The organism is Marinobacter lutaoensis (genome assembly GCF_001981305.1).
In the GTDB taxonomy this organism is placed as follows: domain Bacteria; phylum Pseudomonadota; class Gammaproteobacteria; order Pseudomonadales; family Oleiphilaceae; genus Marinobacter; species Marinobacter lutaoensis.
The window spans coordinates 157,514-181,640 of the sequence record NZ_MSCW01000005.1 but is presented as its reverse complement, the minus strand read 5'-3'; the positions used below and the strand labels follow the sequence as shown (position 1 = coordinate 181,640).

Annotated in this window: 21 protein-coding genes; 7 read left to right on the top strand and 14 right to left on the bottom strand. The window is 64.0% G+C overall.

Features of this window, described 5'->3' with window-relative positions; translation table 11 throughout:
• Positions 1-27: 27 nt before the first annotated feature.
• The 5 genes from BTO32_RS07055 to BTO32_RS07035 all read right to left on the bottom strand — a co-directional run bounded on the left by BTO32_RS07055 (position 28) and on the right by BTO32_RS07035 (position 3,916).
• Positions 28-375 (bottom strand): DUF7352 domain-containing protein, encoded by a 348-nt coding sequence (locus tag BTO32_RS07055; RefSeq protein WP_076723925.1) that lies wholly within the window; start codon positions 373-375, stop codon positions 28-30.
• Between the two features lie 94 nt (positions 376-469).
• On the bottom strand, positions 470-1,384 hold the full coding sequence (locus tag BTO32_RS07050; protein ID WP_076723924.1) for a LysR family transcriptional regulator: 915 nt from the start codon (positions 1,382-1,384) through the stop codon (positions 470-472).
• 32 nt (positions 1,385-1,416) lie between these two features.
• The gene (locus BTO32_RS07045) at positions 1,417-2,034 is read right to left on the bottom strand and encodes a flavin reductase family protein (protein ID WP_076723923.1); all 618 of its coding nucleotides are present in this window, start codon (positions 2,032-2,034) and stop codon (positions 1,417-1,419) included.
• 86 nt (positions 2,035-2,120) lie between these two features.
• Positions 2,121-2,948 carry a CheR family methyltransferase gene (locus BTO32_RS07040; protein WP_076723922.1) on the bottom strand — a complete coding sequence of 276 codons (828 nt, stop codon included), beginning with the start codon at positions 2,946-2,948 and terminating at the stop codon, positions 2,121-2,123.
• A gap of 38 nt (positions 2,949-2,986) precedes the next feature.
• A complete protein-coding gene (locus BTO32_RS07035; protein ID WP_076723921.1) occupies positions 2,987-3,916 on the bottom strand; it encodes a chemotaxis protein CheV in 930 nt (309 codons plus the stop codon).
• A 186-nt stretch (positions 3,917-4,102) separates the two neighbouring features.
• On the opposite strand from BTO32_RS07035, the gene flgA reads away from it, so the two are divergent.
• The 3 genes from flgA (at position 4,103) to BTO32_RS07020 (ending at position 5,795) form a co-directional block, all read left to right on the top strand.
• Complete coding sequence (gene flgA, locus BTO32_RS07030; protein WP_076723920.1) at positions 4,103-4,804, top strand: flagellar basal body P-ring formation chaperone FlgA; 702 nt, start codon at positions 4,103-4,105, stop codon at positions 4,802-4,804.
• 186 nt (positions 4,805-4,990) lie between these two features.
• On the top strand, positions 4,991-5,317 hold the full coding sequence (flgM, locus tag BTO32_RS07025; RefSeq protein ID WP_076723919.1) for a flagellar biosynthesis anti-sigma factor FlgM: 327 nt from the start codon (positions 4,991-4,993) through the stop codon (positions 5,315-5,317).
• A 7-nt stretch (positions 5,318-5,324) separates the two neighbouring features.
• Positions 5,325-5,795, top strand: a complete 471-nt coding sequence (locus BTO32_RS07020; protein WP_076723918.1) for a flagella synthesis protein FlgN — start codon at positions 5,325-5,327, stop codon at positions 5,793-5,795.
• Positions 5,796-5,850: 55 nt separating this feature from the next.
• Here the strand turns inward: BTO32_RS07020 and BTO32_RS07015 are convergent, their stop codons facing one another.
• Complete coding sequence (locus tag BTO32_RS07015) at positions 5,851-6,597, bottom strand: cyclic di-GMP-binding domain-containing protein, MshE-related (RefSeq protein ID WP_076723917.1); 747 nt, start codon at positions 6,595-6,597, stop codon at positions 5,851-5,853.
• A gap of 216 nt (positions 6,598-6,813) precedes the next feature.
• Here BTO32_RS07015 and BTO32_RS07010 point away from each other — a divergent pair, with 216 nt between their 5' ends.
• Genes BTO32_RS07010 through BTO32_RS07000 form a run of 3 tightly spaced genes read left to right on the top strand, consistent with a single transcriptional unit; the run spans position 6,814 to position 10,014 of the window.
• A complete protein-coding gene (locus tag BTO32_RS07010) occupies positions 6,814-7,431 on the top strand; it encodes a peptidylprolyl isomerase (protein ID WP_076723916.1) in 618 nt (205 codons plus the stop codon).
• Positions 7,428-9,356: a bifunctional tRNA (5-methylaminomethyl-2-thiouridine)(34)-methyltransferase MnmC2/FAD-dependent 5-carboxymethylaminomethyl-2-thiouridine(34) oxidoreductase MnmC1 gene (mnmC, locus tag BTO32_RS07005; protein WP_076723915.1), complete on the top strand. Its 1,929-nt coding sequence runs from the start codon at positions 7,428-7,430 to the stop codon at positions 9,354-9,356. Before BTO32_RS07010 ends, mnmC begins: the two co-directional genes overlap by 4 nt.
• 25 nt (positions 9,357-9,381) lie before the next feature.
• Positions 9,382-10,014 (top strand): CBS domain-containing protein, encoded by a 633-nt coding sequence (locus BTO32_RS07000; protein ID WP_076723914.1) that lies wholly within the window; start codon positions 9,382-9,384, stop codon positions 10,012-10,014.
• A 5-nt stretch (positions 10,015-10,019) separates the two neighbouring features.
• Here BTO32_RS07000 and BTO32_RS06995 read toward each other — a convergent pair whose 3' ends face one another.
• From BTO32_RS06995 to BTO32_RS06975, 5 genes are all read right to left on the bottom strand, one after another.
• A complete protein-coding gene (locus tag BTO32_RS06995; RefSeq protein WP_245820293.1) occupies positions 10,020-12,782 on the bottom strand; it encodes a hypothetical protein in 2,763 nt (920 codons plus the stop codon).
• Positions 12,783-12,932: 150 nt separating this feature from the next.
• A complete protein-coding gene (ligA, locus tag BTO32_RS06990; RefSeq protein ID WP_076723912.1) occupies positions 12,933-14,969 on the bottom strand; it encodes an NAD-dependent DNA ligase LigA in 2,037 nt (678 codons plus the stop codon).
• Between the two features lie 67 nt (positions 14,970-15,036).
• Entirely contained in the window at positions 15,037-16,089 is a 1,053-nt protein-coding gene (gene zipA / locus BTO32_RS06985) for a cell division protein ZipA (RefSeq protein WP_076723911.1), read from the bottom strand.
• 113 nt (positions 16,090-16,202) lie between these two features.
• On the bottom strand, positions 16,203-19,694 hold the full coding sequence (gene smc, locus BTO32_RS06980) for a chromosome segregation protein SMC (protein ID WP_076723910.1): 3,492 nt from the start codon (positions 19,692-19,694) through the stop codon (positions 16,203-16,205).
• 1 nt (position 19,695) lies between these two features.
• Entirely contained in the window at positions 19,696-20,376 is a 681-nt protein-coding gene (locus tag BTO32_RS06975) for a GntR family transcriptional regulator (protein WP_076723909.1), read from the bottom strand.
• A gap of 281 nt (positions 20,377-20,657) precedes the next feature.
• On the opposite strand from BTO32_RS06975, the gene BTO32_RS06970 reads away from it, so the two are divergent.
• Positions 20,658-21,587: a GGDEF domain-containing protein gene (locus BTO32_RS06970; RefSeq protein ID WP_076723908.1), complete on the top strand. Its 930-nt coding sequence runs from the start codon at positions 20,658-20,660 to the stop codon at positions 21,585-21,587.
• 1 nt (position 21,588) lies between these two features.
• Here the strand turns inward: BTO32_RS06970 and rluB are convergent, their stop codons facing one another.
• The 3 genes from rluB to BTO32_RS06955 all read right to left on the bottom strand — a co-directional run bounded on the left by rluB (position 21,589) and on the right by BTO32_RS06955 (position 24,082).
• Entirely contained in the window at positions 21,589-22,524 is a 936-nt protein-coding gene (gene rluB / locus BTO32_RS06965) for a 23S rRNA pseudouridine(2605) synthase RluB (RefSeq protein ID WP_245820302.1), read from the bottom strand.
• A 67-nt stretch (positions 22,525-22,591) separates the two neighbouring features.
• Entirely contained in the window at positions 22,592-23,218 is a 627-nt protein-coding gene (scpB, locus tag BTO32_RS06960) for an SMC-Scp complex subunit ScpB (RefSeq protein ID WP_076723906.1), read from the bottom strand.
• Positions 23,219-23,254: 36 nt separating this feature from the next.
• Positions 23,255-24,082, bottom strand: a complete 828-nt coding sequence (locus BTO32_RS06955) for a segregation and condensation protein A (protein WP_076723905.1) — start codon at positions 24,080-24,082, stop codon at positions 23,255-23,257.
• Positions 24,083-24,127 lie beyond the last annotated feature (45 nt).

Below are 24,127 nucleotides of genomic sequence, written 5' to 3'. Positions count from 1 at the left end.
GAGGCCCCGTGAAGGGGCCTCGTGGATTCATGAGTTCGCGCTTGAACGCCAGCGGTCGTTGCCAAACGCCTCGTTGCTGGCAGCACCGTGACCCTCGGCGGGCGGCACCGCGAACACGTGGTAGGCTTCGGGGCCGAACGGGTCCAGGGCGGTATCCAGGTATTCGTAGGTATCCGGTACCGGTTCGCCGGACAGAGCCACCCGGAACTTGCGCTCGACCGTGGGGGTGCCCACGCTCAGCGGCTGTTCCACCCACACGAATACGGCTTTCTGGGAAACAATGTATTCGCAACGCACCACACGGTAGCCCTCACTCAGCACCAGAGTGGTCGGTTCCTTGCCGGTATTGAGACGAAACTTGTGAATTGTTTTCATGGCTGCGCTCCTCCGAGTTGCTGCCTGATACCTGTTCATCTTCCCAGCAACCTAGGATCGATAAAATAAGCTTTTCTAATCAGAAAAGATCGAATTATTCGATAGGTAACGCCAGACAGGAGAAATCAACCGGGGTTTCGCAAATGGCCCGAACCCCTTCATGAGCGAGTTTGCCGGAGCGGGTCACGGCGAAGAGTTCGTCCTGCACCTCATCGATGCTGGCGATCTGCTCCACCTCGTACTGCCGGCACACCTCGTCCCGGATCACCGTGGGAGCGGCGAACACCCCCAGCCCCTGGCGGCCGAACACCTTGATCAGGGCGCTGTCATCGACCCTCGCCACCAGATGCATCCGGACCCCCTTGAGCGACAGCCAGTTCATGAGCCGTTCAAAGTAAGGCACATCGGTGGCGTTTGCCAGCAGCGGCTGGCGATTGAGGGAGTCCGGGAAGCCGCCCCGTAATCGACGCGCCAGGGGGGGAGCGGCGAACAGGCTGATGCTGGAGCCCACCAGGGGGTGCACCGTCAACGGACCGTGCTTGTCCAGGTCCGGCATACGGTCGGTGAGCACCACATCCAGCTCCTTGCGCTTGAGGCTCAAGGCCAGGTCCTCGGTCCGCCCGGTCCGGCAATCCAGCTGGATCTGGCGCCCCAGCGCCATCGCCGGCTGGATCAGGTAGTAGGCAATGAGCTTGTGAATGGACGCGGAAATCCCCGCCGACAGGCGCAGCGGGCGGTCCGAAGGCGCCAGCCGGAGGGTATCGGAGAGCTCGCCGGTCAGGGCGAAGATATCATCGGCGTACCCCAGCACCAGACGCCCCAGGTCCGTCAGTACCAGCTTGCGCCGTTCCCGCAGGAACAGCCGCCCTCCCACGGACGCCTCGAATGTCGCCAGCTGGCCGCTCAGGGTCTGCGGTGCCAGTTGCAACACTTCGCTGGCGCGGGCGATCGAGCCCTCCCGGCTGATCACCCAGAAATAATAGAGGTGCCTGAGGTTGAGTTGATCCATGGGGTTCGCCCTGTCCTGTCCAGCCGCCGGTTTCAGGCGGGCCGGGGTACTTTGATCACGCCACCGAAGGTCGCGTATTCACTGCCGCCCAGACGCGACAGAGGATCCAGGCGGGCAGCGTCAAACCGGACGCGACCTTTGTCATCCTCGGTGACCGCCGGATCGGCGACAAACACTTGACGAATCCGGCCGAACACCAGGGACTGGGGCACCGCGCCAATTTCCTGAATGTCGTACAGCTCACAGGCCAGGGCCACGCGGCAGTCCTTCAGGCGTGGCAGCGGAAAGCCGTCGAACGGCACCAGTTCCAGATCCACGCGGGCCAGTTCCGACTCACCGAGGGGCAGTGTGCGCGCAGTCTCCGTCATGGGCACCGCCAGCTCCCGGTGCGCGATATGAACAACAAACCACTGTCTCTGTTCGATATTGACCCGGGTGTCCTTCGGGGCTCCGTCCGTGGGCTTTTTGCCAATCGACAGCATCAGCAGCGGCGGATTGCTGGTGATGGGGGTAAAGAAGGAAAACGGTGCCAGGTTGTAGTCCCCCGCCGGGTTCTGGCTCAACACCCAGGCAACCGGCCGCGGGATGATGGTCTGGGTCAGAACGTGATAGGCCTCCAGGGGCGGCAGGCTGTCGAGGTCGATTTGCATCAAGCTCTCCTGTTCGGGTTCATGGGTTGCGGCGCACGGGCGCGCGTCCGGCCGTGGCCGGCGGCCCGGACACCGGCAGGCAGCGGCTATTTCTTCCTGTAGATGATACCGGGGCGGCACTGGACCATCTCGTAAAGGTCCGGCAGGCCATTGAGGGACTCGGAAGCGCCAAGAATGAGGTAGCCGCCGGGATTCAGGGCGGCATGCATCCGGGTCAGGATGTCCTTCTTGAGATCCACCGAGAAATAGATCAGCACGTTGCGGCAAAGAATGATGTCGAATTTGCCCAGCAGGTAGCGATCGAGGAGGTTGAGCTCCTTGAATTCCACCATGCTGCGAATCTGGGGCTTGATCTTCCAGCCCCCGTTTTCGGACGGCGTGAAGAACTGACGCTGCCGTTCCGGTGACAACCCTCGGCCAATGGCCAGCATTTCGTATTCCCCCTGACGGGCGACATCGAGCACGCTCCGGGAAATATCGGTGGCAACGATCTTCACATCCCGGAGCTTGCCCGGGCGGGCTCGCCGGAACTCCTCCACCACCATCGCCACCGAATAGGGCTCCTGGCCGGTGGAGCAGGCTGCCGACCAGATTCGCAACGGCTGGGCCGGCTTGCGTTCGGCGAACTCAGGCAGGAGCTTTTCTTGAAGGATCCGGAACGGGTGATTGTCCCGAAACCAGAGCGTCTCGTTGGTGGTCATGGCATCGATGACCGTTTCCCGCAGGTTCGCCCGGCCCGGTCTGCGCAGCCGCTCCAGCAACGCACCCAGGGATTCCAGATTGTTTTCGTCCAGAATGCGCCGCAGGCGGCTTTTGACGAGGTACTGCTTGTTGTCTCCAAGCAGAATTCCGCAGGCCTCCTGCAGGAACGATTTGAAGGCGTCGTATTCCTGTGGCGTTATGTCCGCTTTCATTGGGTCTCTGTTTTGAGTGGATCTTTAAGAGGCCCGCGTCAGGCCTGGTCGATGATTTCCATGACCCGCTCGGCCAGCTCGTCCGGGTTGAACTTCGCCATGAAATCATCGGCGCCAACCTTCTTGACCATCGCCTGGTTGAACACGCCGCTCAGGGACGTGTGCAGCATCACGTAGCTGTCGCGCATCGCCGGGTTCTCTTTCACCCGGGTGACCAGGGTGTAGCCGTCCATCTCCGGCATCTCGACATCCGAGATGATCAGGGCGAGATGGTCGCTCACCTTGGAGCCGTCGGCGGTGATCTCCTCCAGGTAGTCCAGTGCCTGGCGGCCATCGTTCTTAAGCACCACGTCCATGCCGATCGCCGTCAGGCAACGCTCGATCTGACGCCGCGCCACCGAGGAGTCGTCCACCACCAGCACCGGCAGGTGTCCCTGCACACGCTCCGCACTCTTCTCCCGGAGCGCCTCGGTGACGTCCTCACGAAGCGGAGAAACCTCTGAAAGAATCTTCTCTACATCAATGATTTCAATAAGCTTATCATCAACCTTGGTAACCGCGGTAAGGTAGACCCCGCGCCCCGTGCCCTTGGGTGGCGGAAGAATCTCCTCCCAGTTCATGTTCATGATGCGGTCCACTGCGGACACCAGGAACCCCTGAGTCTTTCGGTTGTACTCGGTAATGATGACGAAGCAGCTGGCCAGGTCTTCCCGGGCGATCGGCGGCAACCCGATCGCCATGCCCAGGTCAATGATCGGAATGGTCTCGCCACGGATGTGGGAAACGCCAAGCACGACGTTCCGGCTCTTGGGGATGGAAGACAGCTTCGGGCACTGCAGGACCTCTTTGACCTTGAACACGTTGATCCCATAAACCTGACGCCCCCTGAGACGAAACAAGAGCAGCTCCAGGCGATTCTTGCCGACCAGCTGGGTCCGCTGGTTCACACTGTCCATTACCCCTGCCATTGATGACTCCCCCGACCTGCCGTGGCTACCGGCATGCGTTTTGCTTCTTGGTTGTTGAGTGGCAGGCGGAGCGCCAAGTGTTTGGCACCCGCCCCGATACACCGGTTAACGGCCGGTGGTCGCACAGTTTTAGCAACGATACCGGCTTTCGGATCAGTAACCAAAGCATAGGACAAACCCACAGGCATGCGCATCACTGTTTTTACCCTCGCCCTGTTTTTTTCGGGCCTTGCCCTGGGGGCCGACGCCCGGACCACCGCCGCGCAGATCCAGCAGGCCAGCGAGACCTTCCTGCGATCCTTTGCCGAACAGCAGGCCGCCCGCGGCTTCGACGTCCATTTTCAGCCCGGGTCACTGGACAGCCGGTTGGCCCTGGCCCCCTGCTCCCAGCCGCTGGCGGTCGTCTTTACCGGCGATCCCTGGAAGAGCAGCCGCCCCTCACTTCAGGTTTCCTGCTCCGGCGAACGTCCGTGGCGCCTGTTCGTGACACCCAGCCTGACCATTCATGGCCCCGGCCTGGTCGCCCGGCGGCCCCTCGCCCGGGGCGAGGTCCTGACCCCGGACCTGGTGACCGCGACGACGATGGCACTCAATGACAGCCATCGGGACATCCTCTCTGAGGTCGGTGACGTGGCAGGCATGGTGGTCCGGCGCCCCATCAATCCGGGCGTACCGATCACGGCCGATCTGCTGGAAGCTCCGAATGCCGTCTCCCGGGGTGACCATGTTATTATCAGCGCCCGGGCCGGTGCCTTCGCGGTGACCTCCCGGGGCAAGGCTCTGGCGGATGCCGCCGTGGGCGAACAGGTACTGGTGGAAAACCTACGGTCGGCCAGAACCATCAAGGCTACCGTCACCGGTCCTGGCCGGGTCGAGGTGCCCATGTAACACCGGATGCGGCGGCAAACCATTGCCGTTGCATGTCGCCGGAAAGCGGCAAATCCTGTCCGGCATGTAATGAAAAAAGTCCCTGAAGCGACTAAAGAATTGGACACAACCGCCGTTACACCACTGTGAAAGCGCATCGGCTCCCCCAGTCAGGAGATCCGGAGCCCCAAGCAAGCAGGTACCGATATGTCAGTTGACTTCAATGGAATTGGCCCGGGCCAGGTCAACAGCCAGAAACCGACGGCCAACAAAGCCGAGGGTGGCCCGGCGAAAGCACCGACCACAACCGACCAGGCTCGCACCCAGGCCCAGTCCGCCCGGGGTGAAAATGTCAGCCTGAGCAACCAAGCCAAAAACCTAAAGCAGCTCGAACAGCGACTTGGCGATTATCCCGAAATGGACGACGAACGCATCGAACAGATTCGCCAGGCGCTGGCCGATGGCACCTACAAAATCGACGCGGAAAAACTGGCCCAGAAAATGCTTGAGATGGATGAAAGCATTTTCGGGTGAGTGAACCATGGCTGCGATCGACGAATTGAAGCGCTACCTGACCGAAGACCTTCGCCAGCTTGAAGCCCTGGAGGCTTTGCTCCGTCAGGAAAAAGAGCGACTGCGGCAATCCGATGTCCGGGAACTGCAGGCGCTAACCCAACAGAAAAACACCCTACTGGACGCCTTCCGGGAACGGGCCCGGCTGAAGATCCAGGCTCTGGTCGCCATGGGCTACCGCCCCGAACGCGGCGCTCCGTCCCGGTTTATTCAGGCCGCCGGCCTGACCGAGCTGCACCGGCTCTGGCACCAGGCGGACACGCAGTTGCGCCGGTGCCAGCGGGCGAACCAGGAGAACGGGCGTGTACTCAGCCATTTGCAGAAGCGTTTGGCGAGGCTGACCGATATTTTCCGTGGCGGTGCCGGTCAGCAAAAACTGTACGGCGCCAAGGGCGAACAGACGTCAATGACCAGCCGCAGCATCCTGGCCAGCGCCTGACCTGCGCCTTACCGCTTCTGGAAAAACGCCCGGCTCGACCGGGCGTTGTCGCATCTCATCGGGTATAGAGCGTCATCCTGGAGTCCGGATGAAAACGGATATCCTGGAGACTGACATTACCCAGGGCCGCGCTGGCGCTCCCCGCCACCCGGATATTGTCCATCCGTATTTCCTCGATCCGCTCCGGCAGGGCCATGGACACCGCACCATCCGCCCGAACTTCATAGCGCGGCTCCCCCTCCCGGTAATGCACCCCGGAAATGCTCAGGTCAGAGTCCAGAAAGTTGAGAACCGGCACGAACACATTCGCTGCAAACTTAATACCTTCCACCGCATCCACCGGCACGCCGCCCTCACCGTCCACCTGCGACGGATTCGCTGCCATTGCCGCCAGCCGCTGCGCCCGTTCCAGCAGGGCCGGATCGGCCTGGCCGGCAACCCGCCCCAGCTCCTCGTCGCTGATGGGTGACAGACCACGGCCATAGAGCTCGCCGGCCACCTGAGACTGCTGGGACGCACTGGCTCCCTGGCTGCCCGCGGCGAGCGTGACCAGGGGCTGAAATGGCAGGGTCACCAGGGTGACCAGGGCCGCGGCATTGCGATAACGGGACTGGTGCTTGAGGACCCGGTGCAGCTCCCGTTCCGAAATCCAGCCGTTCTGCACGAATATCTCGCCGAGCCGCTGGCCGGTTTCATGCTGCAGTCGCAGCCCTTCCTCCACCTGCGCTTCCGAGAGGTAGCCCCGGTTGACAAGCAGACGACCCAACCGGGATTTTTCTTCGAGCCCCTGACGGATTCTCACCACAAACCTCCTACTTTCACAGTGAAACCGTACAGCCCGGCCCGGTGTGGTTGGTTAATGCCCCTGGTGACTAGAGAGTAGCCGATCCGTGGAGCCTTCGCGTGGGGGATTTGCCCGTATTTCCGTATCAATCTGATAAGATCTGTCACCAGCTCCCGTGATCGTGTGCATTATTGCAGCGACCGATCCTTCGCAGAACACAAGGTAACGTTTGGAATGACAAACATGGTAAAACGCTTGCGATTTGTGACCCCAGTCCTGTTTGGCCTGCTGCTGGTGCTCGGAGCGCCCGGGGCCTGGTCCCAGGATCAGGCAGCGGACTCTGACCTGCCCAAGGTTCGTGTGATCACCAGCGAAGGCGCGTTCACGTTACAGCTGAGGCCCGACGTTGCACCCAAGACGGTGGCCAACTTCCTCCGGTACGTGCAGGAAGGCTTCTATGACGGCACCGTGTTCCATCGGGTGATTCCCGGATTCATGATTCAGGGTGGCGGCTTCAACGAGGCCCTCGCCCGCAAGTCCACCCACGCTCCGATCGTCAACGAGGCCACCGCGACCCTGCCCAACCTTCGCGGCACCATCGCCATGGCCCGAACCCGGGACCCGAATTCCGCCACCTCCCAGTTTTTCATCAACGTCGTTGACAACGACTTCCTCAACGCCGGCGTGCGCGGGCCGGGTTACGCGGTGTTTGGCAAGGTCATTGAGGGCATGGGCGTGATCGACGCCATAGCCCGGGTCCGGACCGGTTACACCCGGGGCATGGCGGACGTCCCCGTTGAACCGGTGGTGATCGAAAGCGTCACGGTTTTGCCGGAAGCCGACCCATCATGACTTCAGACACCCTGGCACCGGCCATTGAGAGCGCCGAGCTGGCTTGGCGCGATGGCGTCCCCGAGTCGTCCCGGTTCGGGGATGTCTACTTCAGCCGGGACAACGGCCTGGAAGAAACACGCTATGTGTTCCTGGCCCATAACCGTCTGCCAGAACGGTTCCGTTCGGTTCCGGCGGGTGGGCGCTTCGTGGTGGCGGAAACCGGTTTTGGCACCGGCCTGAACTTCCTGGCCACCTGGCAGGCCTGGCGCGAGCGGGCGCCCGGGCATCCGTGCGTTCTGCATTTCGTGTCCGCCGAGCGCTACCCCCTGACCCGTCACGACCTGCAGCGTGCCCTGGCCCTGTGGCCGGAACTCGAGCCTCTGGCCCGGCAGCTGCTGGCGCAGTATCCCCCCCTGGTGCGGGGCACCCACCGTCTGGTCTTCGACCAGGGGCGAGTTCGCCTGACGCTGCATTTCGGGGATGTGCTCGAAGCCTGGCAAGCGCTGACGTTCCAGGCCAACGCCTGGTTCCTTGACGGTTTCGCACCGGCCCTCAACCCTGAGATGTGGCTGGAGCAGGCGATGTCGGAAGTTCGCCGGCACAGCGCGCCTGGGGCCACTCTGGCCACCTTCACCGCCGTCGGTCGGGTTCGCCGGGCCCTTGCGGCACAGGGCTTTGCCATGCGCAAAACGCCCGGCTTTGGCCGCAAGCGGGAGATGCTGGCGGGGACGCTGAATACCGGGCCGGAGCCGCCGAGCGTCTCGACGGATCGCGACATCGTGATCGTCGGTGCCGGCATCGCCGGCACCCTGCTGGCCCGGAGCCTCGCCGAGCGGGGGTTCCCGGTGACCCTGCTGGACGCCCAGCCGCAGCCTGGGCAGGGTGCATCCGGCAATCGTCAGGGGGCGCTGTACGTCAAACTGGGCGTGGAGTTCAACGACCAGACCGAGCTGGCTCTGGGCGCCCTCACCTTTGGCCAGCGCTACTACCACCCCTATCAGGGCCGGTTCTGGCACCCGACCGGTCTGCTGCAACTGGCCTGGAGCCCCCAGGAGCAGTCACGTCAGCAGCGCTTCCTCGACCGCAACCGGTACCCGGAGGAGCTGCTGGTTCCAGTGGATGCCGAGCAGGCGTCCCGGTTGGCCGGCCTCCCGGTCGACACCGGCGGCCTGTGGTTCCCCGGCGGTGGCTGGCTGACCCCCTCGGCCTTGTGCCAGGCACTGGCCCAGCATCCGCGTATCACCCTGCGCCAGGGTGCCGAAGTCACCCGCCTCACGCCCTGCAACGGCCAATGGCACCTTGCCTGTCGCGATGGTGGCGGTCTTGTCGCCGGAACCCTGGTCATCACCGCCGGACACCAGTCGCCGGCCCTGCTTCCCCTGGCCGCCGAACACCGTTTCAAGGCCATCCGTGGGCAGGTCACCCACTTGCCGGAGCCGGCGCTGCGGCACCGGCCTCGGGCCGTGGTGTGCGGTCAGAAATACCTAAACCCTTGCCATGATGGCATCGCCGTCACCGGAGCCACGTTCGACCTCCACGAAAACAACCCCCATCCGAGCGCCGACAGTCACCGCGACAACCTTGGCCAGCTTGATGCCATGCTACCCGGGCTGCTGGCGCCGAGCTGCCCCGCTCCGGAAATGGTGGAAGGACGAGTTGGCTTCCGCTGCACCACCCACGACTATCAGCCGGTGGCCGGCCCGTTGCATGCCGCCGGACACGACCTGGATGGCGTGTACGTCCTGACCGGGCTGGGCAGCAAGGGGCTCGCCTACGGCCCGCTGCTGGCGGAATACCTGGCCGACCGCATCTCCGGCCAACCCCACTGCCTGCCCGACCACCTGGCCAGGCGCGTGCATCCCGGGCGGATGTTCCGGGCGGCCGCAAGGGGGGGACCACCGGTATTGCAGAAACGGGAACATCGGCCGTTAAATAGCCAATAGCCGTGTTCAATCCCGGAGGGGTGTGATGTCGATTTTCGTAACGGAACCTGGCCGCCCGCTCGGTACCCGTTTGCCGGAGGTGTTCCGCAACCGGCGCGTGGGCGATGTCAGCGAGTTGGCGGAGTCCCATCCGGTCACGCCGGGGGAAAGCGAAGCCACCGATGCCGAGTTCCAGCAGGCCGCACGCTCGGGACGCCACCGGGCACTACAGGAGTATGGGACCGCGGCCGCCGGTGAACGGCGGGAGCAGCGCCCTTACCTGCCGGTGTCGCGAATCTGCGCCCCGGTTCTGCACAGCGTCACCGCCGCCAGCACCGTGTCGGAGGCCCTGGAGATCATGGAAGCGCGCGGGGTGCATCACTTGCTGGTCAAGGCCGAGGAGCAGGTGGCGGGATTGATTGACCAGCGCTGGCTGCTGACCTGGCTCCATCAGCAGGGCCCGGAAGCCATGGCGCAACAACTGGTTCATATCGAGCTGCCGGCGTTCCTGACGGCATCACCGGAAACCGATGCGCACCAAGTGGCCCGGCTGATGCTGGCACACCAGCTCAACGCTGCGCTGGTGGTCAACGAAGGAGGCCAGCCCCAGGGTATCGTCACCAGCACCGACTATCTGAGGCTGTACGCCAGCGCCGGGCAACAGGAAGGCAGCGTCTAGCCGCGTCAGGGCAGCGGTGTCAGCAGCCCCCCTTCGGGGCTGAGCAGAATCAGCCGGGGCTCGCCGTCCCCCGTCAGCAGGGCCACGATTTCATCGTCACGGTAGTTCCCCAGGGCGCGCACGGTCGTCCCGTCCTCTGGCAGCTGGTAACGCCACGGGTTGTGAAGCACCGTCGCGTCCTCATCCCCCGCCCCGGCCCGGGAAATCCGCGCCAGGATGGCCTGTGGCTGGCCGGACAGGGCCGTCCCGGTGCCCGAGAAGTCCCCTTCACTGTGGCCTGCCGCTACCAGATCCCCGTCGAAGGCGATCAGGCTGGAGAACGTTTCGGCCGAAACGTCGTCCTCGTCGTTGACGGTAAACGCCGCCTCCAGGGTGCCGGTCAGCGAATAGCCAAGGATGAAACCGGCGGCGCTCGCCAGGGGGGCGTAGGCCAGGGTCAGGGTGTCCTCGTCGTCGGTGACCGTCGAATAGGCCCCGGGTGCATTCCCCAGCAGCCAGACGGCGGCACTGTCGTACAGGGCATCGCTCAGGGGCTCATCCGCCTCGGAACCCACCTGCCGGACCGTCAGCTCCGAGGTGCCGTCCGATGCGGAGTAGAAGAAGGCGTCCTCGCCGCCGATGACATCCGCGCCGCCAACCGCCCCCCGGGCCGAACCGGCCAGCAGGGCCGAACTGCCGGCCACCGTCGCCGCCACCACGCGATCGTCACCGGCCGAGCCCAGCTGACGGGTCCAGGCCACCTGGGGAGTGACACTGGCGCCATCGGCCACCGAGTCGATCCGTTGCAGGAAACTGTCGATGCCCCCCGACGCTGCTTGGCCAGGCCAGGTACCGTCGGTCTCGCCTCCGAGCACGATGTAGCCCGAGCTGCCCTGGATGTCCGCACCCCGCACCCGGTCATCGCCCGGAGTGCCGGTGCGCCCAAGCCAGTAAGGCACATACTCGCCGCCGTTGCTGGCGCTGTCGTACCAAAACACGGAGACCAGGGCATCCAGCCCACCGCGAGCCTGGGTTCCGGGAATTTCGTCGGCGCTGCTGAAGGCCACCACGAATTCATACCGATCCACTTTCACGTTGCCTTCCGTCACCTTCCGCTGCCCCGTTCGGATCACCGGTGAAGACGGCGCCAGGGTCGTGCCCGCCGGTGTCACCGCCGCGTCCTGAAGCAGATTCCCCTTCTGGTCGAATATCCGTACCCGGACCTGGTTCCCAGCCCCGGGATCGTAACCGGCGACAAACAGGCGGCCACCGTGCCCCACCGCCAGATCAGTGGCGACGAAGCTGCCGCCCTGAGCCGGCGCCAAGGGCTCGGTCAGTTCATTAAGGCTGACCCGCAGAAGATTGTCGGTTTCAGCACGGACATAATATTCACGGCCGGCCTGGTAGGCGTCGTCCAGAGCCAGCAGAATGACGCGATCGGTAAGGTCGGGGTTGCTGTATCCGGCCTCGTCCACCCGGATCCGGAAATTCACTTCGTCCTGCCCCACGGGGAACACCAGCTCCGGGTTCTGCTCCCAGGTGTCGTTCATCCACCGTTCGATCACAAACTGACTGTTCAGGCGGGCGCTGGAATCGTCGGAATGGATCAGCCGGGCACGGACTTCGTGGTCCCGGTCACCACTGAGGACGGCCCGATATTCCCGGACATCGCCCACGTTCAGGGTATCTCGCTGGCTGCCGCGCAGGGTGCTCAGGGTTACCACCGGTTCGTTGTCGCGCAGGACCAGGTTGACCCGGACGCCGTCGTTGGTCTCCCCCAGACCCGCCATTCCGGACCGCACCTCGGTCAGTTCCAGGTTGGCGAATTCCGCGGATTCGGCAAAACGGTCGTCCACCACTTCTAGGCGGATGTAGCACTCCTGAACACCGGGTTCCAGGGTGACGATGCCCCGGGTCAGGAAACCCTGATCATCGGCTTGGTAACTCAGGTAGTCCAGGGGATGGCCGTCCTGGTCCACCGGCGCCGGAGAATCCGTTCCGAGTCCGACGATGTCCCTGCCCACCATGGCGTCACTGGCGTTGGCGGTGCTGTGGTCACAGCGCTGATGCGGCGGTGTGACCTGGGCGCCGGATTCGCACACGCTGGCGTCGTAGTCCGAGGACAGCTCGAACGCCACCTCCACCCGGGTCACGGAGGGCTGATCCAGGGTCAGGACGGCCAGTACCTGACGGGTATCAAAGGTGACCTCCCGCTCGCCGGTGACCGCGCCGCTGTCGTCATACTCCGGTACCGTGAAGCGGTGTCGCCCCGGCACCGACAGGTCGGGGATGGCGCAGTGCTCCAGGGTCGGTTCCGGTATCGCCGGGGTTTCACCCTCGGTAAAGTCGTCCGCCGCCAAGGCCAGGGCGTTATAGCGCACCTCGATGTCGAACGGCTCGCCGCCCGCCATCTTGCCATCGGTTCCCACCAGATAGATGCCTTCGGTTTTGCCGAGGTCCGCTTCGCCCCGGTTGCCACCGGTGAGCCCCGGCACGCCGCGCATGATCACACCCTGCCGTGCTTTGTTGTGGGTATCCTCCAACGCCAGCCAGGACGGGGCGTTGCTCAGCGAATAGTCGAGGATGTCTTCGCCGCCATAGGCACCCCAGTTGTAGTAGTACTCCACTCCGAGGTAAGCGGTCCCCGGGGGAGCCCCAAGAAGCGTGGGCGAATCCGGGTCCTTTTCGGTCTTGCAGCCGGCAAGGGCGAGGGTCAGTACCAGAAGGCCGGCGATCCGGCCAGACGGAGCGGTGCGAGAAGGGCCATCGGCACGCATGCGGGGGTCCATGTCAGGTTCGTTGTTGTTATCGGTATGCCCCGGCCATGGGGGTTACACACCGTTACAGAACATCGCCATGGTAGCCAATTTGAGCGGCCAAGGACCTGCACGAGTTCTCAGATTGGCGGCCCGTGACCGCTGCCACGGGCCGGGTCCGGCCTACTCCGGCCAGAGTCCGTGCTGCGCCAGTAAATCGAGCAGACCGGCTTCATCCAGCACCGGGACCCCCAACTGCTCCGCCTTGGTCAGTTTGGACCCAGCGGCTTCTCCGGCCACCACGCAGGCGGTTTTCCGGGACACGCTGCCCGCCACCTTGGCGCCCAGGGTTTCCAGCTTTTCCTTGGCCTGATCCCGGGTCAGACTGGACAGGGTCCCCGTCAACACCCAAGTCTGGCCGGCCAGTGGCCGCTCGGCGGCGGTGACTGTCTCGGTCTGCCACTGTACGCCGGCACGCTGAAGCGCATCCAGGGTTTCCCGGTTGTGGGGCTGTTCGAAGAAGCTGCGCACGTGGCCGGCCACCACCGGCCCGACATCCGGGACCTGCTGCAAAGCCTCTTCATCGGCTTCGGCAATGGCCTCAAGACTGCCAAAGTGGCTGGCCAGTGCCTTGGCGGTGGCCTCACCCACTTCCCGGATACCAAGGGCGTAGAGGAAGCGCCACAGGGCCGGCTGCCGGGAACGGGCGATGGCCTCCACCAGGTTGGTGGCAGACTTCTCCCCCATCCGCTCCAGCGCCATCAGGTCCTTCACTGTCAGGTGGTAAAGGTCGGCCACGGTTTTCACCATGCCCCGGTCCACCAGAATGTCGATCCACTTGTCCCCCAGGCCCTCGATGTCCATTGCCTTGCGCGAGGCATAGTGACGGATCGCCTCCTTGCGCTGTGCCGGGCAGTAGAGGCCACCGGAGCAACGGGCCACCACCTCGCCGTCAATCTGGATGACATCGGAGCCACACACCGGGCAATGTTTCGGCAGTTCCACGGGGCGTGCATCCCCGGGGCGTTTCTCGGGTACCACCTTCACCACCTGGGGGATGACATCGCCGGCGCGGCGGATGAAGACGGTGTCGCCAATGTGCAGGTCGAGACGGCGGATTTCGTCCATGTTGTGCAGCGTGGCGTTGCTGACGGTCACGCCACCGACGAACACCGGCTTCAGCCGCGCCACAGGGGTCACGGCCCCAGTCCGGCCAACCTGGAACTCGACATCCTCCACCACGGTCAGCTCTTCTTGGGCCGGGAACTTGTGGGCGATGGCCCAGCGCGGCGCCCGGGACACGAACCCCAGGCGCTGCTGCAGGTCCAGGCGATTGACCTTGAACACGATGCCATCGATCTCGTACGGCAGGGTGTCACGTTTGGCCATCAGCTCGTTGTAGGCTTCCAGGCAGGCCTCGACACCCCGGGCCAGGCGCATTTCCGGATTGATCCGGAAGCCCCAGCGCTTGACCTGTTGCAGACAATCCCACTGGGTGGCCGGCAACATCCCTTCGTCCTCCACGGCAACGCTGTACGCACACATTTCCAGAGGTCGCTTGGCGGTGACTGAGGACTTTTTCTGGCGCAGGCTGCCTGCCGCGGCGTTACGGGGGTTGACGAAGGTCTTCTCCCCCTGCGCCGCCAGCCGGCGATTGAGCGCCTCGAAGCCGGCCTTGGGCATGTACACCTCGCCCCGCACTTCCACCAGCTCCGGCACGTCGTCGCCCCGGAGCTTCAGGGGCACCGAGGGGATGGTCCGGATATTGGCGGTAATGTCCTCTCCGGAGTAGCCGTCACCCCGGGTTGCCGCCACCGTCAGCACCCCTTTCTCGTAATGCAGGCTGACCGCCAGCCCGTCGAGCTTGGGCTCGCAGACGTATTCGACATCGTCGTCCGTATCCAGGCGCTCGCGTACGCGGCGGTCGAAATCCCTCAGCTCTTCTTCGCTGAAGGCATTGTCCAGGGACAGCATGGGCAGACGGTGGACCACCTCGTCAAAGCTGGTTTCGACGGGGCTGCCCACCCGCCGGGTGGGTGAGTCCTCGGTCGCCAGTTCCGGGTACTCGGCTTCCAGCGTCTGCAGCTCCCGGAACAGTCGGTCGTATTCGGCATCCGGGATCCTGGGGTCGTCCAGCACGTAATAGTGGTAGTTGTAGTCCTCGATCCGGGACCGAAGCTCTTCAACACGCGTGATGATCTCGGGCGTGGCTTTGCTCATTTTTGCTCTCTCGATAACAAAAAAATGCCCGGAGCGGGCCGGGCATCTGGTGAACCTGCGTGTTTGATCAAACCCGCTGGGACCGCTGCTTGCGTTCGAATTCGCGGATGCGCTGGCGGCAGTGCTCCACCGTCTGCGGCGTCATCACACTGCGGCGTTCATCCTTCAGCTCGCCCCCAAGGTTCCGTACCACGCACTGCGCGGTTTCCAACATGAAATCGAAGGCCTGCATGGCGTTGGAAGGACCGGGCAGGCTCATGAAAAAGCTGATACCGGGCGTGCTCAGGGCGGGCATGTCTTCCGGGCGGAAGGTACCGGGCTCGACGGCATTGGCAACGCTGAACTGTACCGGGCTGGTGGTGTCCGGCTCCTCGTGGCGATGGTAGATGTCCATGTCGCCGTGCTCAAGGCCACAGGCCTCAAAGAGCTTCTTCAGGGCCGCCCCCTGGAACTGCTCACCCTTGCGCGCCAGCACGTTGATCACGATCACCTCGCGCGCCTCGGGCCGATTGGCACCGGCCAGGGGCTGGTTCGGGCGACGCTCGGTGGCCACCGGCCGGCGCGCGGTGTCTTCCTCGACTTCAGTGGTGACCGTTGGCGGTACCGGTTCGGGCTCGGGAAGCTCGTCGGGTTCTTCAAGGCCCGATGCCTCGGGCTCCGGACGCACCACCCGGGCCTGGCCGATGACACCGTCGGCCAGAGCCTCGTCGTCGTCCCGGGCGCCCCAGCCCGCGTCCGGCAGTAGGTCGTCCCCCGGTTCCCGGGACGAGAAGCCGTCTTCCGCCGGAGCTTCGTCAGCATGATCGGGCGCCTGGGCGGATGCCCGGGCCTCGGTCACCGGCCGAGTCGGTTTGGGCGTACCGCCCCGGGCGGTGGGCCGTTCGGGGCGGACATAGCCGCGCTGTTCCAGCACTTCCCTGGAAATGGTCCGGGCCCCCCCGTTCGGAAGCTCGGGGTTGTAGTCCTCCTCCAGCGGGGATTCATCAAGCCTGTCGGCGCCCATGCCGGAAGAGATCGCCATCGACTCCTTACGAGCCCGGCGCATGCGGCGCACACCATCAATAACGATGCCAAGAATAACCAGGGTACCTATGGCGATTAACCATTCCCTAAGAGACATAATGATGCGGTCCTGTCTGCCGATTCGGTAATGTTGCTACTCTAAGAAAAGCCTGTAATGAATACAACGAAGAGGGGCGCCAGATGGCCTTTTTGTCATGCTTGCCGCGCCACTCACGATTCCGCCAGCGCGGCGGCCTCTTCCACATCCACCGAGACCAGCCGGGAACAGCCGGGCTCGTGCATGGTCACCCCCATGAGCTGGTCGGCCATTTCCATGGCGATTTTGTTGTGGGTGATGTAGATGAACTGCACCTGCTTTGACATTTCCTTGACCATGGTGGCGTAACGCCCGACGTTGGCGTCGTCCAGCGGTGCATCCACTTCATCCAGCATACAAAACGGCGCTGGATTGAGCTGGAAGATGGAAAACACCAGGGCGATGGCGGTCAGCGCCTTCTCACCGCCGGACAGCAGGTGAATGGTGCTGTTTTTCTTGCCGGGCGGCCGGGCCATGATGGCGACGCCGGTCTCCAGCAGGTCGTCACCGGTCAGTTCAAGATAGGCGTGGCCACCCCCGAACACCTTGGGAAACAGACTCTGCAGCCCTTGGTTCACTTGATCGAACGTTTCCTTGAAGCGCTGGCGCGTTTCCCGGTCGATCTTGCGGATGGCGTTGTCCAGGGTTTCCAGCGCCTCCATCAGATCTTCGTGCTGGCTGTCCAGGTAGGTCTTGCGCTCGCTCTGGACCTGGTATTCCTCGATCGCCGCCAGATTGATGGCGCCCAGGCGCTGGATGCGGTTGCCGATCCGCTCCAGCTCTTCCGCCCAGACCTTTTCATCCGCGTCCTCGGGCAGGTGTTCGAGCACGTCGTGAAGCCTGATGTCCATTTCCTGGAGCTGCTCTAGATGATTGGCTGCCCGGATCTCCAGCGCCTGGGACTCCATTTTCAGTTTCTCCAGGCCCGCCCGGACGTCCTGAATCTCATGCTCGATGCGGCTGCGGGACTGCTCCCGCTCCCGGACCTGGCGGTCGATGTCCTCAAGGGCGTCCCGCGCGGCGGCCAGCTTTTCCTCTTCTGCCAGCCGCCGTTCCAGCAAACCCTCCAGCTGCATCTGCAGTTCCTCGATCGGCTCTTCCACCGACTCACGGACTTCCCGCAACATCTCCAGCCGCTCCTCGAGCCGTTCTTTCTGGAGCTGCGTGCGGTCCAGGGTTTGCCGAAGCGCGTCCCGCTGGCTGTTCAGGGTCTGCAGCTGGAGTTGGAGCTGATGCGCCCGGTCCCGGTCATGACGGGCATCCTGGCGCAGCCGGTCCAGGTTTTCCCTCAGTTGGTCGCGCTGTTCCAGCAGCCGCTCCCGCTCCTCGTCGTGATCCTCGGTGGAGGCCAGGGCCTGATGCCATTCCTCCCGGGCGATCTGCAGATTGTCTCGGTGTTCATCCAGGTGTTCGGACAGGTCGGCCAGCTCCTCGCCGATGCGCTGCAGGCGGGCATCGATCTGCTCAGCTCGGGCCTTCAGGGCACTGATCCGGGAGCCCAGGCCACTCAACTGGCGTTCGGCCTCCGTCAGGCGTCCCTGGGCGTCCTCGCGGCTGGCTTCCGCCCGCTCGGCGCGGGCCCGCGACCGCTCCAGACGCTCGTCGGCCTCGGCCAGGACCGCCTCGGCTTGCGCCAGCTGCTCACTCAACAGCGCCACCTTCTTCTGGCGCTCGATGATCCCCACCTGTCCCTGGTCGGAATCCGGCATCAGTACCCAGTCCCTGGACACCCAGGCGCCGTCCCGGGTGACCAGACTCTGGCCAGGGAGCAATCCGTCCCGCACGGCCAGGGCCTGATCCAGGGTGTCGGCCACATCGATGCCGGCCAGCAGGGGCGTCAGTGCGGGAACTCCGGAAACCTTGCCGGCCAGCCCTCCGGCCACGGCCACCTCACCGGCCTCAGCCACGAGGGCCAAGCCCCGGGGTGCTGAGGCCAGGCCTTCGCCCAGCCCGGATACCGAGGGCAGTACCAGGCCCCGGCTGAAACGTCCGATCACCTGTTCAACCGCGAACTCCCAGCCATCCTCAATCCGCAGGCAGGCCGCGACCCGCGGCGCATCCGCCAGCCCGTGGCTCTCGAGCCAGGTTCTCAGCGCGTCGTCCTGACTGCCGAGCTGTTCATCAAGCAGTGACTGCTGGGATTCCAGGGCCGCGCGCAGACTCTGCACCCGCTGCCGGGCATCCGCCAGCACCTGCTCGGCGTCTTTCTGTTGCTGCCGGGCGTCATACAGTGCGTCCTGCACCTCGGCGATCCGCTCGTAGGCCTCGTCCCTTTGCATTTCGAGGGTTTCCTGCTGCGCCAGCAGGGTTTCCAGCTCCGCACGGTCCACCTGCCCTTCCAGCAGGGCCCGCTCGTCTTCCAGCTTGCGTTGCCGCTGCCGCAGCTGTTCGATGGTGTCTTCCAGGGAGCGGATGCGAGACTGCGCCAACTCGGCCTGGCGGCGTGCGTCCGAGGAACGGGCGTTAAAATCCTCCCAGGTATGCTGCCACTCGGTCATGGCGTCTTCCGCCTGTTGCAGCGTCTCGCCCGATGCTTCGGCCCGGAGCGCCAGGGCTTCCTGCTCCGGTTCCAGGGCCGCCAGCTCCTCCTCAATCTCGGCAAGCCGGGCTTGGTCCTGCTCCAGCTCTCGCATCAGCTCCCGCTGATTCGCCAGGGCTTGGTCCAGCTCCACGGCGGTCTGGCGGCTGCGCTCACGCTGGTGTTCAAGGCTCTGCTCGATGCGGGCAATGTCGGCACCGGCCTCATAATATTTTGCCTGCGCCCGGTTGAAACGCTCGGTCCGCTCCTGGTGGTCCTCCCGCAGGGATTCCAGGGCGGTCTCAAGGCTGACCCTTTCGGTCAGCCGTTTTTCCAGTTCCAGTTCGGTTTCACGGATCCTGCCCCGCCAGGTCTGGAGGTCGTTGTCCAGTGCCTGCCACCGGAGCACCGTCAGTTCCGCCTTTTTCTGCCGCTCTTCCTGGCGGTATGCCTTGTACTTCTCCGCCGCGGCAGCCTGACGCTCCAGATGCTGGAGCTGACGCGACAGCTCGTCCCGGAGGTCGGTCAGTCGTTCCAGGTTTTCCTGGGTCCGGCGGATGCGGTTCTCGGTTTCCCGGCGACGCTCTTTGTACCGGGAGATCCCCGCCGCCTCCTCGATGTACACCCGGAGTTCCTCCGGCTTGGCCTCGATCAGCCGGGAAATCATGCCCTGCTCAATGATGGCGTAGCTGCGCGGGCCGAGACCGGTACCCAGAAACAGATCGGTAATGTCCCGACGGCGGCACTTGGAGCCATTGAGAAAGTATTCGGACTGGCCATCACGGGACACGCGCCGGCGCACGGATATTTCACTGAAACGAGCAAACTCCCCCGGCGCGGAACCGTCGCTGTTGTCGAACACCAGCTCGATGGAGGCCTGGCCCACCGGCTTACGGGCACTGGAGCCGTTGAAGATGACATCGGTCATGGATTCGCCCCGTAGGTACTTGGCGGAGCTTTCTCCCATGACCCAGCGCACCGCGTCGATGATGTTGGACTTGCCGCAGCCGTTGGGGCCAACGACCGCGGTCATGTTCGATGGGAATGGCACCGTGGTGGGGTCCACGAATGACTTGAAACCCGCCAGCTTGATGGATTTCAGGCGCATGTCAGACATTCTCCCGCTGCAGGATGCTCAGCACCAGACGGCGCTGATGTTCGCCGAATGCCTGGATCACCGCCTGCAGACGCCCGGCGTCTCCGTCGACCGCGGCCTCGGCCAGTTGGCGAAAGAAGCGTGCGGTTTCATCGATTTCCTCGCGAAAATGTTCCAGGGCCACGAAGTAAGTCCGGCTGATGGCTGGACGGAAGTTTTCCAGGGTTTCCTCAAGATAGGGATTTTCCACCAGACGGTAGGCGTAGCGCATCACGCCGAAGCCGGCCTCGATCACCTGTTCCGCGGCGTCCGGACTGTCCGAGTTGAGCGCGTCGATCACCGCCTGCAGTTCCCTGACCTGCCCCATGACACCGCCCAGGGCATCTCCGGACCAGCGCTCCAGTACCTTTCGGCCCAGCATACACAGCAAGTCGATGTAGATGTCGTAGAGGTTGTTGACACTGTCCACGGTCAAGGCCGACACCACCGCCCCGCGCCGGGGGTAGATCTGAATCAGGTGCCGGCGTTCCAGAATCAGCAGCGCCTCCCGAACCGATCCACGGCTGACGTTGAGCTCACCGGCCACCTTCAGCTCCTGGATGCGCTCACCCGGCTTGAGGTCACGAACCACGATTCGCTGCCCCAAGTGCTGGGCAATCTGTTCCGATAAACTTTCCGGAGCCTGAAACCTCATAGACCCGCCGCTCTCCATCCATTGACATGACACACTCAGGCGCAGCAGTTTACCACAGCCCGGGCGCGGCCCCACCCCTGCCCACGGGGTTCTCGCCCCCTGGAACCACGCCCGGCAAATTCCTGCCGGTTTTTTGACGGCCCCCGCCCGTCATTCGCCGAAAAATTCTACAAAACACTTAAATATATTTTTATATTTTATTGATAAAAAAGAAAAAAATATTTTAGGCATGATGTCTGCTTTCTATCGCCCAAACCTATGCCGCGACAGAGAAGACCGCTGTGAAACATATCTCGTCCATGACCAGGCCGGGCAACCAGCCGCAAAAGCTCGCCGCCCTGAAACAGGCCTGGCAGGAATGGAACAACAGCCCCGATGTCCTGATCCGTCTGGCGCGACGCCTAGCCACCACCCTGTCCCTGGAGGACCAGCTCGGCGTGCTGGCCGAGGAAATGGCGGACATCGTACCTTTCGAAGCCATGATGTACCGCCATACCATCGCCCGTCAGGAATTTGTCTTCAGGACCGGCATGGGTGGCCCGCACCGGGCGGAGTATCGTTTGAACCTGGAGGGTGAGCTGTACGGCTACCTGGAGCTGCACCGGAGAACCCGGTTTTCGGAAGAGGAGCTGGAAGCCATCGAAGTGTTCATCGGAGCAGCGATCTGCCCGATCCGGAACGCCTGCAGGTTCATCGCCCTGGAGCAGATGGCCCTCACCGACACCCTCACCGGCGTTCCCAACCGTCGGGCGCTGGACGAGGATCTGGGCCGAATCTGCCACCTGGCCGATCGCCACAACGAGAGCCATTCCCTGATCCTTGTAGACCTGGATCACTTCAAGGCGGTCAACGATACCCACGGCCACCTGATTGGCGACCAGGTCCTGCGCATGAGCGCTGACGGCCTGACCCGGACCCTGCGCAATTCCGACCGGGTTTACCGGTTTGGCGGCGAGGAATTCGCCGTGTTGCTGCCCCACACGGACGCGCCCCACGCCCGGGAGGCTGCTGAGCGGATCCGGCTCGCCCTGGCCAGCCTGGCCCTGGACCGGCTCGTCGGAGCCCCTCTGCGCATCACCGCCAGTTGCGGCGTCGCCACCCATCTGGCCGGCGAAGGCCCGGAGCAATGGCTGGCCCGGGCGGACGAAGCCCTGTATCGGGCGAAACAGGCGGGCAGAAACCAGACCCGGGTGTTCCCCGCCATCGGCTGAACTAGTCCCGCCCTCCTGGGCGCCGACGCGGCGGTCGCTGGGTTCCGGCGGGGCGGCTGTCGTCCACCTGCCAGCGTTCCACTCCAGACCTGCGCACTGGCCGGCCCGGCTGTTTACGGCGTCGGCGCTCCTGCGCCGCCTTCTCTCCCGGGGTCTTTGGCGGGATCGGCACCGGCGTCAGGCCGACCGCACGACTGAGGGCATCCACGGCTTTCTGATCCAGTTCTTCCCACTGCCCCATCTTCAGCCGGCTGGGCAGGATCACCGGCCCGTAGCGCACCCGCTTCAGGCGACTCACCTTCACCCCCTGGGATTCCCACAGCCGACGCACCTCCCGGTTACGCCCCTCCAGCAGGGTGACGTGGAACCATTGGTTGTGACCGGTGCCCCCGGCCGGCGTGATATCGGTAAACCGGGCCACACCGTCCTCCAGCAGGACGCCCTCCAGCAGACGCTGGATCATGGCCTCGTCGACCTCACCGAACACCCGAACGGCATACTCACGATCCACCTGATTCGAGGGGTGCATGAGGCGGTTGGCCAGCTCGCCATCGGTGGTAAACAGGACCAGGCCGGTGGTGTTAATGTCGAGCCGGCCGATGGACACCCAACGGTGTTCCCGGAGCCGCGGCAGCCGGTCGAAGACCGTTGGCCGGCCTTCGGGGTCCTTGCGGGTCGTGACCTCGCCTTCCGGCTTGTTGTACATCAGGACCCGCCGTACCGGCTGGCTGGCGCCGGAAACCTCCAGGCGCCGGCCATCCAGTTCGAAACGGTCCTGGACCGTGGCTTTCTGACCCGGCACGGCCGGTTCTCCGTTGACCGTCAGGCGCCCTTCCGTCATCCAGCCTTCAATTTCCCGCCGGGAGCCAACCCCGGCGCGAGCCAGCAGTTTCTGGACACGTTCCGGAGCGTCCTGGGAGGCGCCGGCCGGTGACATGACCGGCCGCTGGCGTCGTTGCTTTGGTGCCATGATATGAATCCTTGGTGTAAACAGGCTTGAAACGTCAGTGAAGCGTCGGATCCGAGGAGGTCGCTTCCGGGGTGTCGAGCTCGATCTCGCCCTGCATGTTCTGCTCGATCTCCCGACCGATTTCCTCGAGGTCCCGGATGTCCGACAGCGGCGGCAACTGGTCCAGGCTGGTCAGGTTGAAATAGTCCAGGAACTGACGAGTGGTCGCGTACATGGCGGGACGGCCTGGAACGTCCCGGTGCCCGACCACGCGCACCCACTCTCGCTCAAGCAGGGTTCGGATGATATTGCTGCTTACCGTAACCCCCCGAATCTCCTCGATCTCGCCCCGGGTAATGGGCTGGCGATAGGCAATGAGCGCCAGGGTTTCCAGCAGGGCCCGGGAATAACGCTGCGGTTTCTCCTCGAACAGCCGGGCCACCCAAGGCGCGAATTCCTCGCGAACCTGAAGCCGGTATCCGCTGGCCACCTGTTTCAGTTCAAACCCCCGCCCTTCACAGGCCGCTTCGAGCCGGACCATGGCGTGTTCCATGGCCTGGCGGGACGGGCGCTCCTCCTCGGCAAACAATTCCCGTAACTGTTCCAGCGACAGCGGCTTGCCCGCGGCAAGCAAGGCCGCTTCCGCAATTGCCTGAATCCGCGACAGTTGCTCTTCGTTCATGACTCGACTCTGACCTTCACACGCTTTCCCGGCTGTTCAATTGGCCGCCCGGGCCCGGACATGGATGGGGCCGAACGTCTCCGCCTGGACGATTTCAATAAGCTGTTCCTTCACCAGCTCCAGTGTGGCCAGAAACGTGACCACCACGCCCAGCCGCCCCTCCTCCGGTGAAAACAGGCGTTCGAAGGACACAAACCGGTCGTCCTGCAGAGCCGCCAGGATATGGGACATCCGCTCGCGGGTGGACAGCACCTCCCGCTCTACTTGGTGGCTGGTGAACAGGTCCGCCCGGCGCAGAACCCCCTGCAGGGCCAGCAACAGCTCCCGCAGATCCACGTCCGGGTGCGGCTGGCTCGAGGGCAACCTGGGCAAGGCGGCAGAGGCGGCAAAGGTGTCCCGCTCCATGCGGGGCAGTGTGTCCATGTCCTCCGCCGCTTTCTTGAAACGTTCGTACTGCTGGAGGCGGCGGATCAGCTCAGCCCGGGGATCGATCTCGTCCTCGTCCTCGCTGTCCTGGCGCGGCAGCAGCATCCTGGATTTGATTTCCGCGAGGGTGGCGGCCATTACCAGGTACTCCGCCGCCAGCTCGAAGCGCATGGACTCCACCGCGCTGATGTAATCCATGTACTGGCGGGTGATCTCGGAAACGTCGATATCCAGGATGTCCATATTGTGGCGCCGGATCAGATACAGCAGCAGGTCCAGCGGGCCTTCGAACGCCTCCAGAAATACCGCCAGGGCATCCGGCGGAATATAGAGATCCTTGGGAAGGTCCAGAACCGGCTTGCCGGAGACCACCGCGATCGGCGCTGCCTGCGCCGGGACCGATTCCGTTTCCGTGGTGATCTGGTTGTCGTCCGTCATGGCCTTCCCCCGGGGAACACGCCGGCCTGGGTCCCCAGGCCGGAT

Bases quoted from the DNA above. Each gene is read 5' to 3' on its own strand.
- mnmC (WP_076723915.1), top strand. From the start codon at position 7,428: ATGACTTCAGACACCCTGGCACCGGCCATTGAGAGCGCCGAGCTGGCT.
- smc (WP_076723910.1), bottom strand. From the start codon at position 19,694: ATGCGCCTGAAATCCATCAAGCTGGCGGGTTTCAAGTCATTCGTGGAC.
- BTO32_RS06975 (WP_076723909.1), bottom strand. From the start codon at position 20,376: ATGAGGTTTCAGGCTCCGGAAAGTTTATCGGAACAGATTGCCCAGCAC.
- BTO32_RS06995 (WP_245820293.1), bottom strand. From the start codon at position 12,782: ATGGACCCCCGCATGCGTGCCGATGGCCCTTCTCGCACCGCTCCGTCT.
- flgM (WP_076723919.1), top strand. From the start codon at position 4,991: ATGTCAGTTGACTTCAATGGAATTGGCCCGGGCCAGGTCAACAGCCAG.
- BTO32_RS07000 (WP_076723914.1), top strand. From the start codon at position 9,382: ATGTCGATTTTCGTAACGGAACCTGGCCGCCCGCTCGGTACCCGTTTG.
- BTO32_RS06955 (WP_076723905.1), bottom strand. From the start codon at position 24,082: ATGACGGACGACAACCAGATCACCACGGAAACGGAATCGGTCCCGGCG.
- zipA (WP_076723911.1), bottom strand. From the start codon at position 16,089: ATGTCTCTTAGGGAATGGTTAATCGCCATAGGTACCCTGGTTATTCTT.
- BTO32_RS07010 (WP_076723916.1), top strand. From the start codon at position 6,814: ATGACAAACATGGTAAAACGCTTGCGATTTGTGACCCCAGTCCTGTTT.
- BTO32_RS07020 (WP_076723918.1), top strand. From the start codon at position 5,325: ATGGCTGCGATCGACGAATTGAAGCGCTACCTGACCGAAGACCTTCGC.
- BTO32_RS07045 (WP_076723923.1), bottom strand. From the start codon at position 2,034: ATGCAAATCGACCTCGACAGCCTGCCGCCCCTGGAGGCCTATCACGTT.
- BTO32_RS07050 (WP_076723924.1), bottom strand. From the start codon at position 1,384: ATGGATCAACTCAACCTCAGGCACCTCTATTATTTCTGGGTGATCAGC.
- scpB (WP_076723906.1), bottom strand. From the start codon at position 23,218: ATGAACGAAGAGCAACTGTCGCGGATTCAGGCAATTGCGGAAGCGGCC.
- BTO32_RS07035 (WP_076723921.1), bottom strand. From the start codon at position 3,916: ATGGCAGGGGTAATGGACAGTGTGAACCAGCGGACCCAGCTGGTCGGC.
- rluB (WP_245820302.1), bottom strand. From the start codon at position 22,524: ATGTCACCGGCCGGCGCCTCCCAGGACGCTCCGGAACGTGTCCAGAAA.
- ligA (WP_076723912.1), bottom strand. From the start codon at position 14,969: ATGAGCAAAGCCACGCCCGAGATCATCACGCGTGTTGAAGAGCTTCGG.
- BTO32_RS07055 (WP_076723925.1), bottom strand. From the start codon at position 375: ATGAAAACAATTCACAAGTTTCGTCTCAATACCGGCAAGGAACCGACC.
- BTO32_RS07040 (WP_076723922.1), bottom strand. From the start codon at position 2,948: ATGAAAGCGGACATAACGCCACAGGAATACGACGCCTTCAAATCGTTC.
- flgA (WP_076723920.1), top strand. From the start codon at position 4,103: ATGCGCATCACTGTTTTTACCCTCGCCCTGTTTTTTTCGGGCCTTGCC.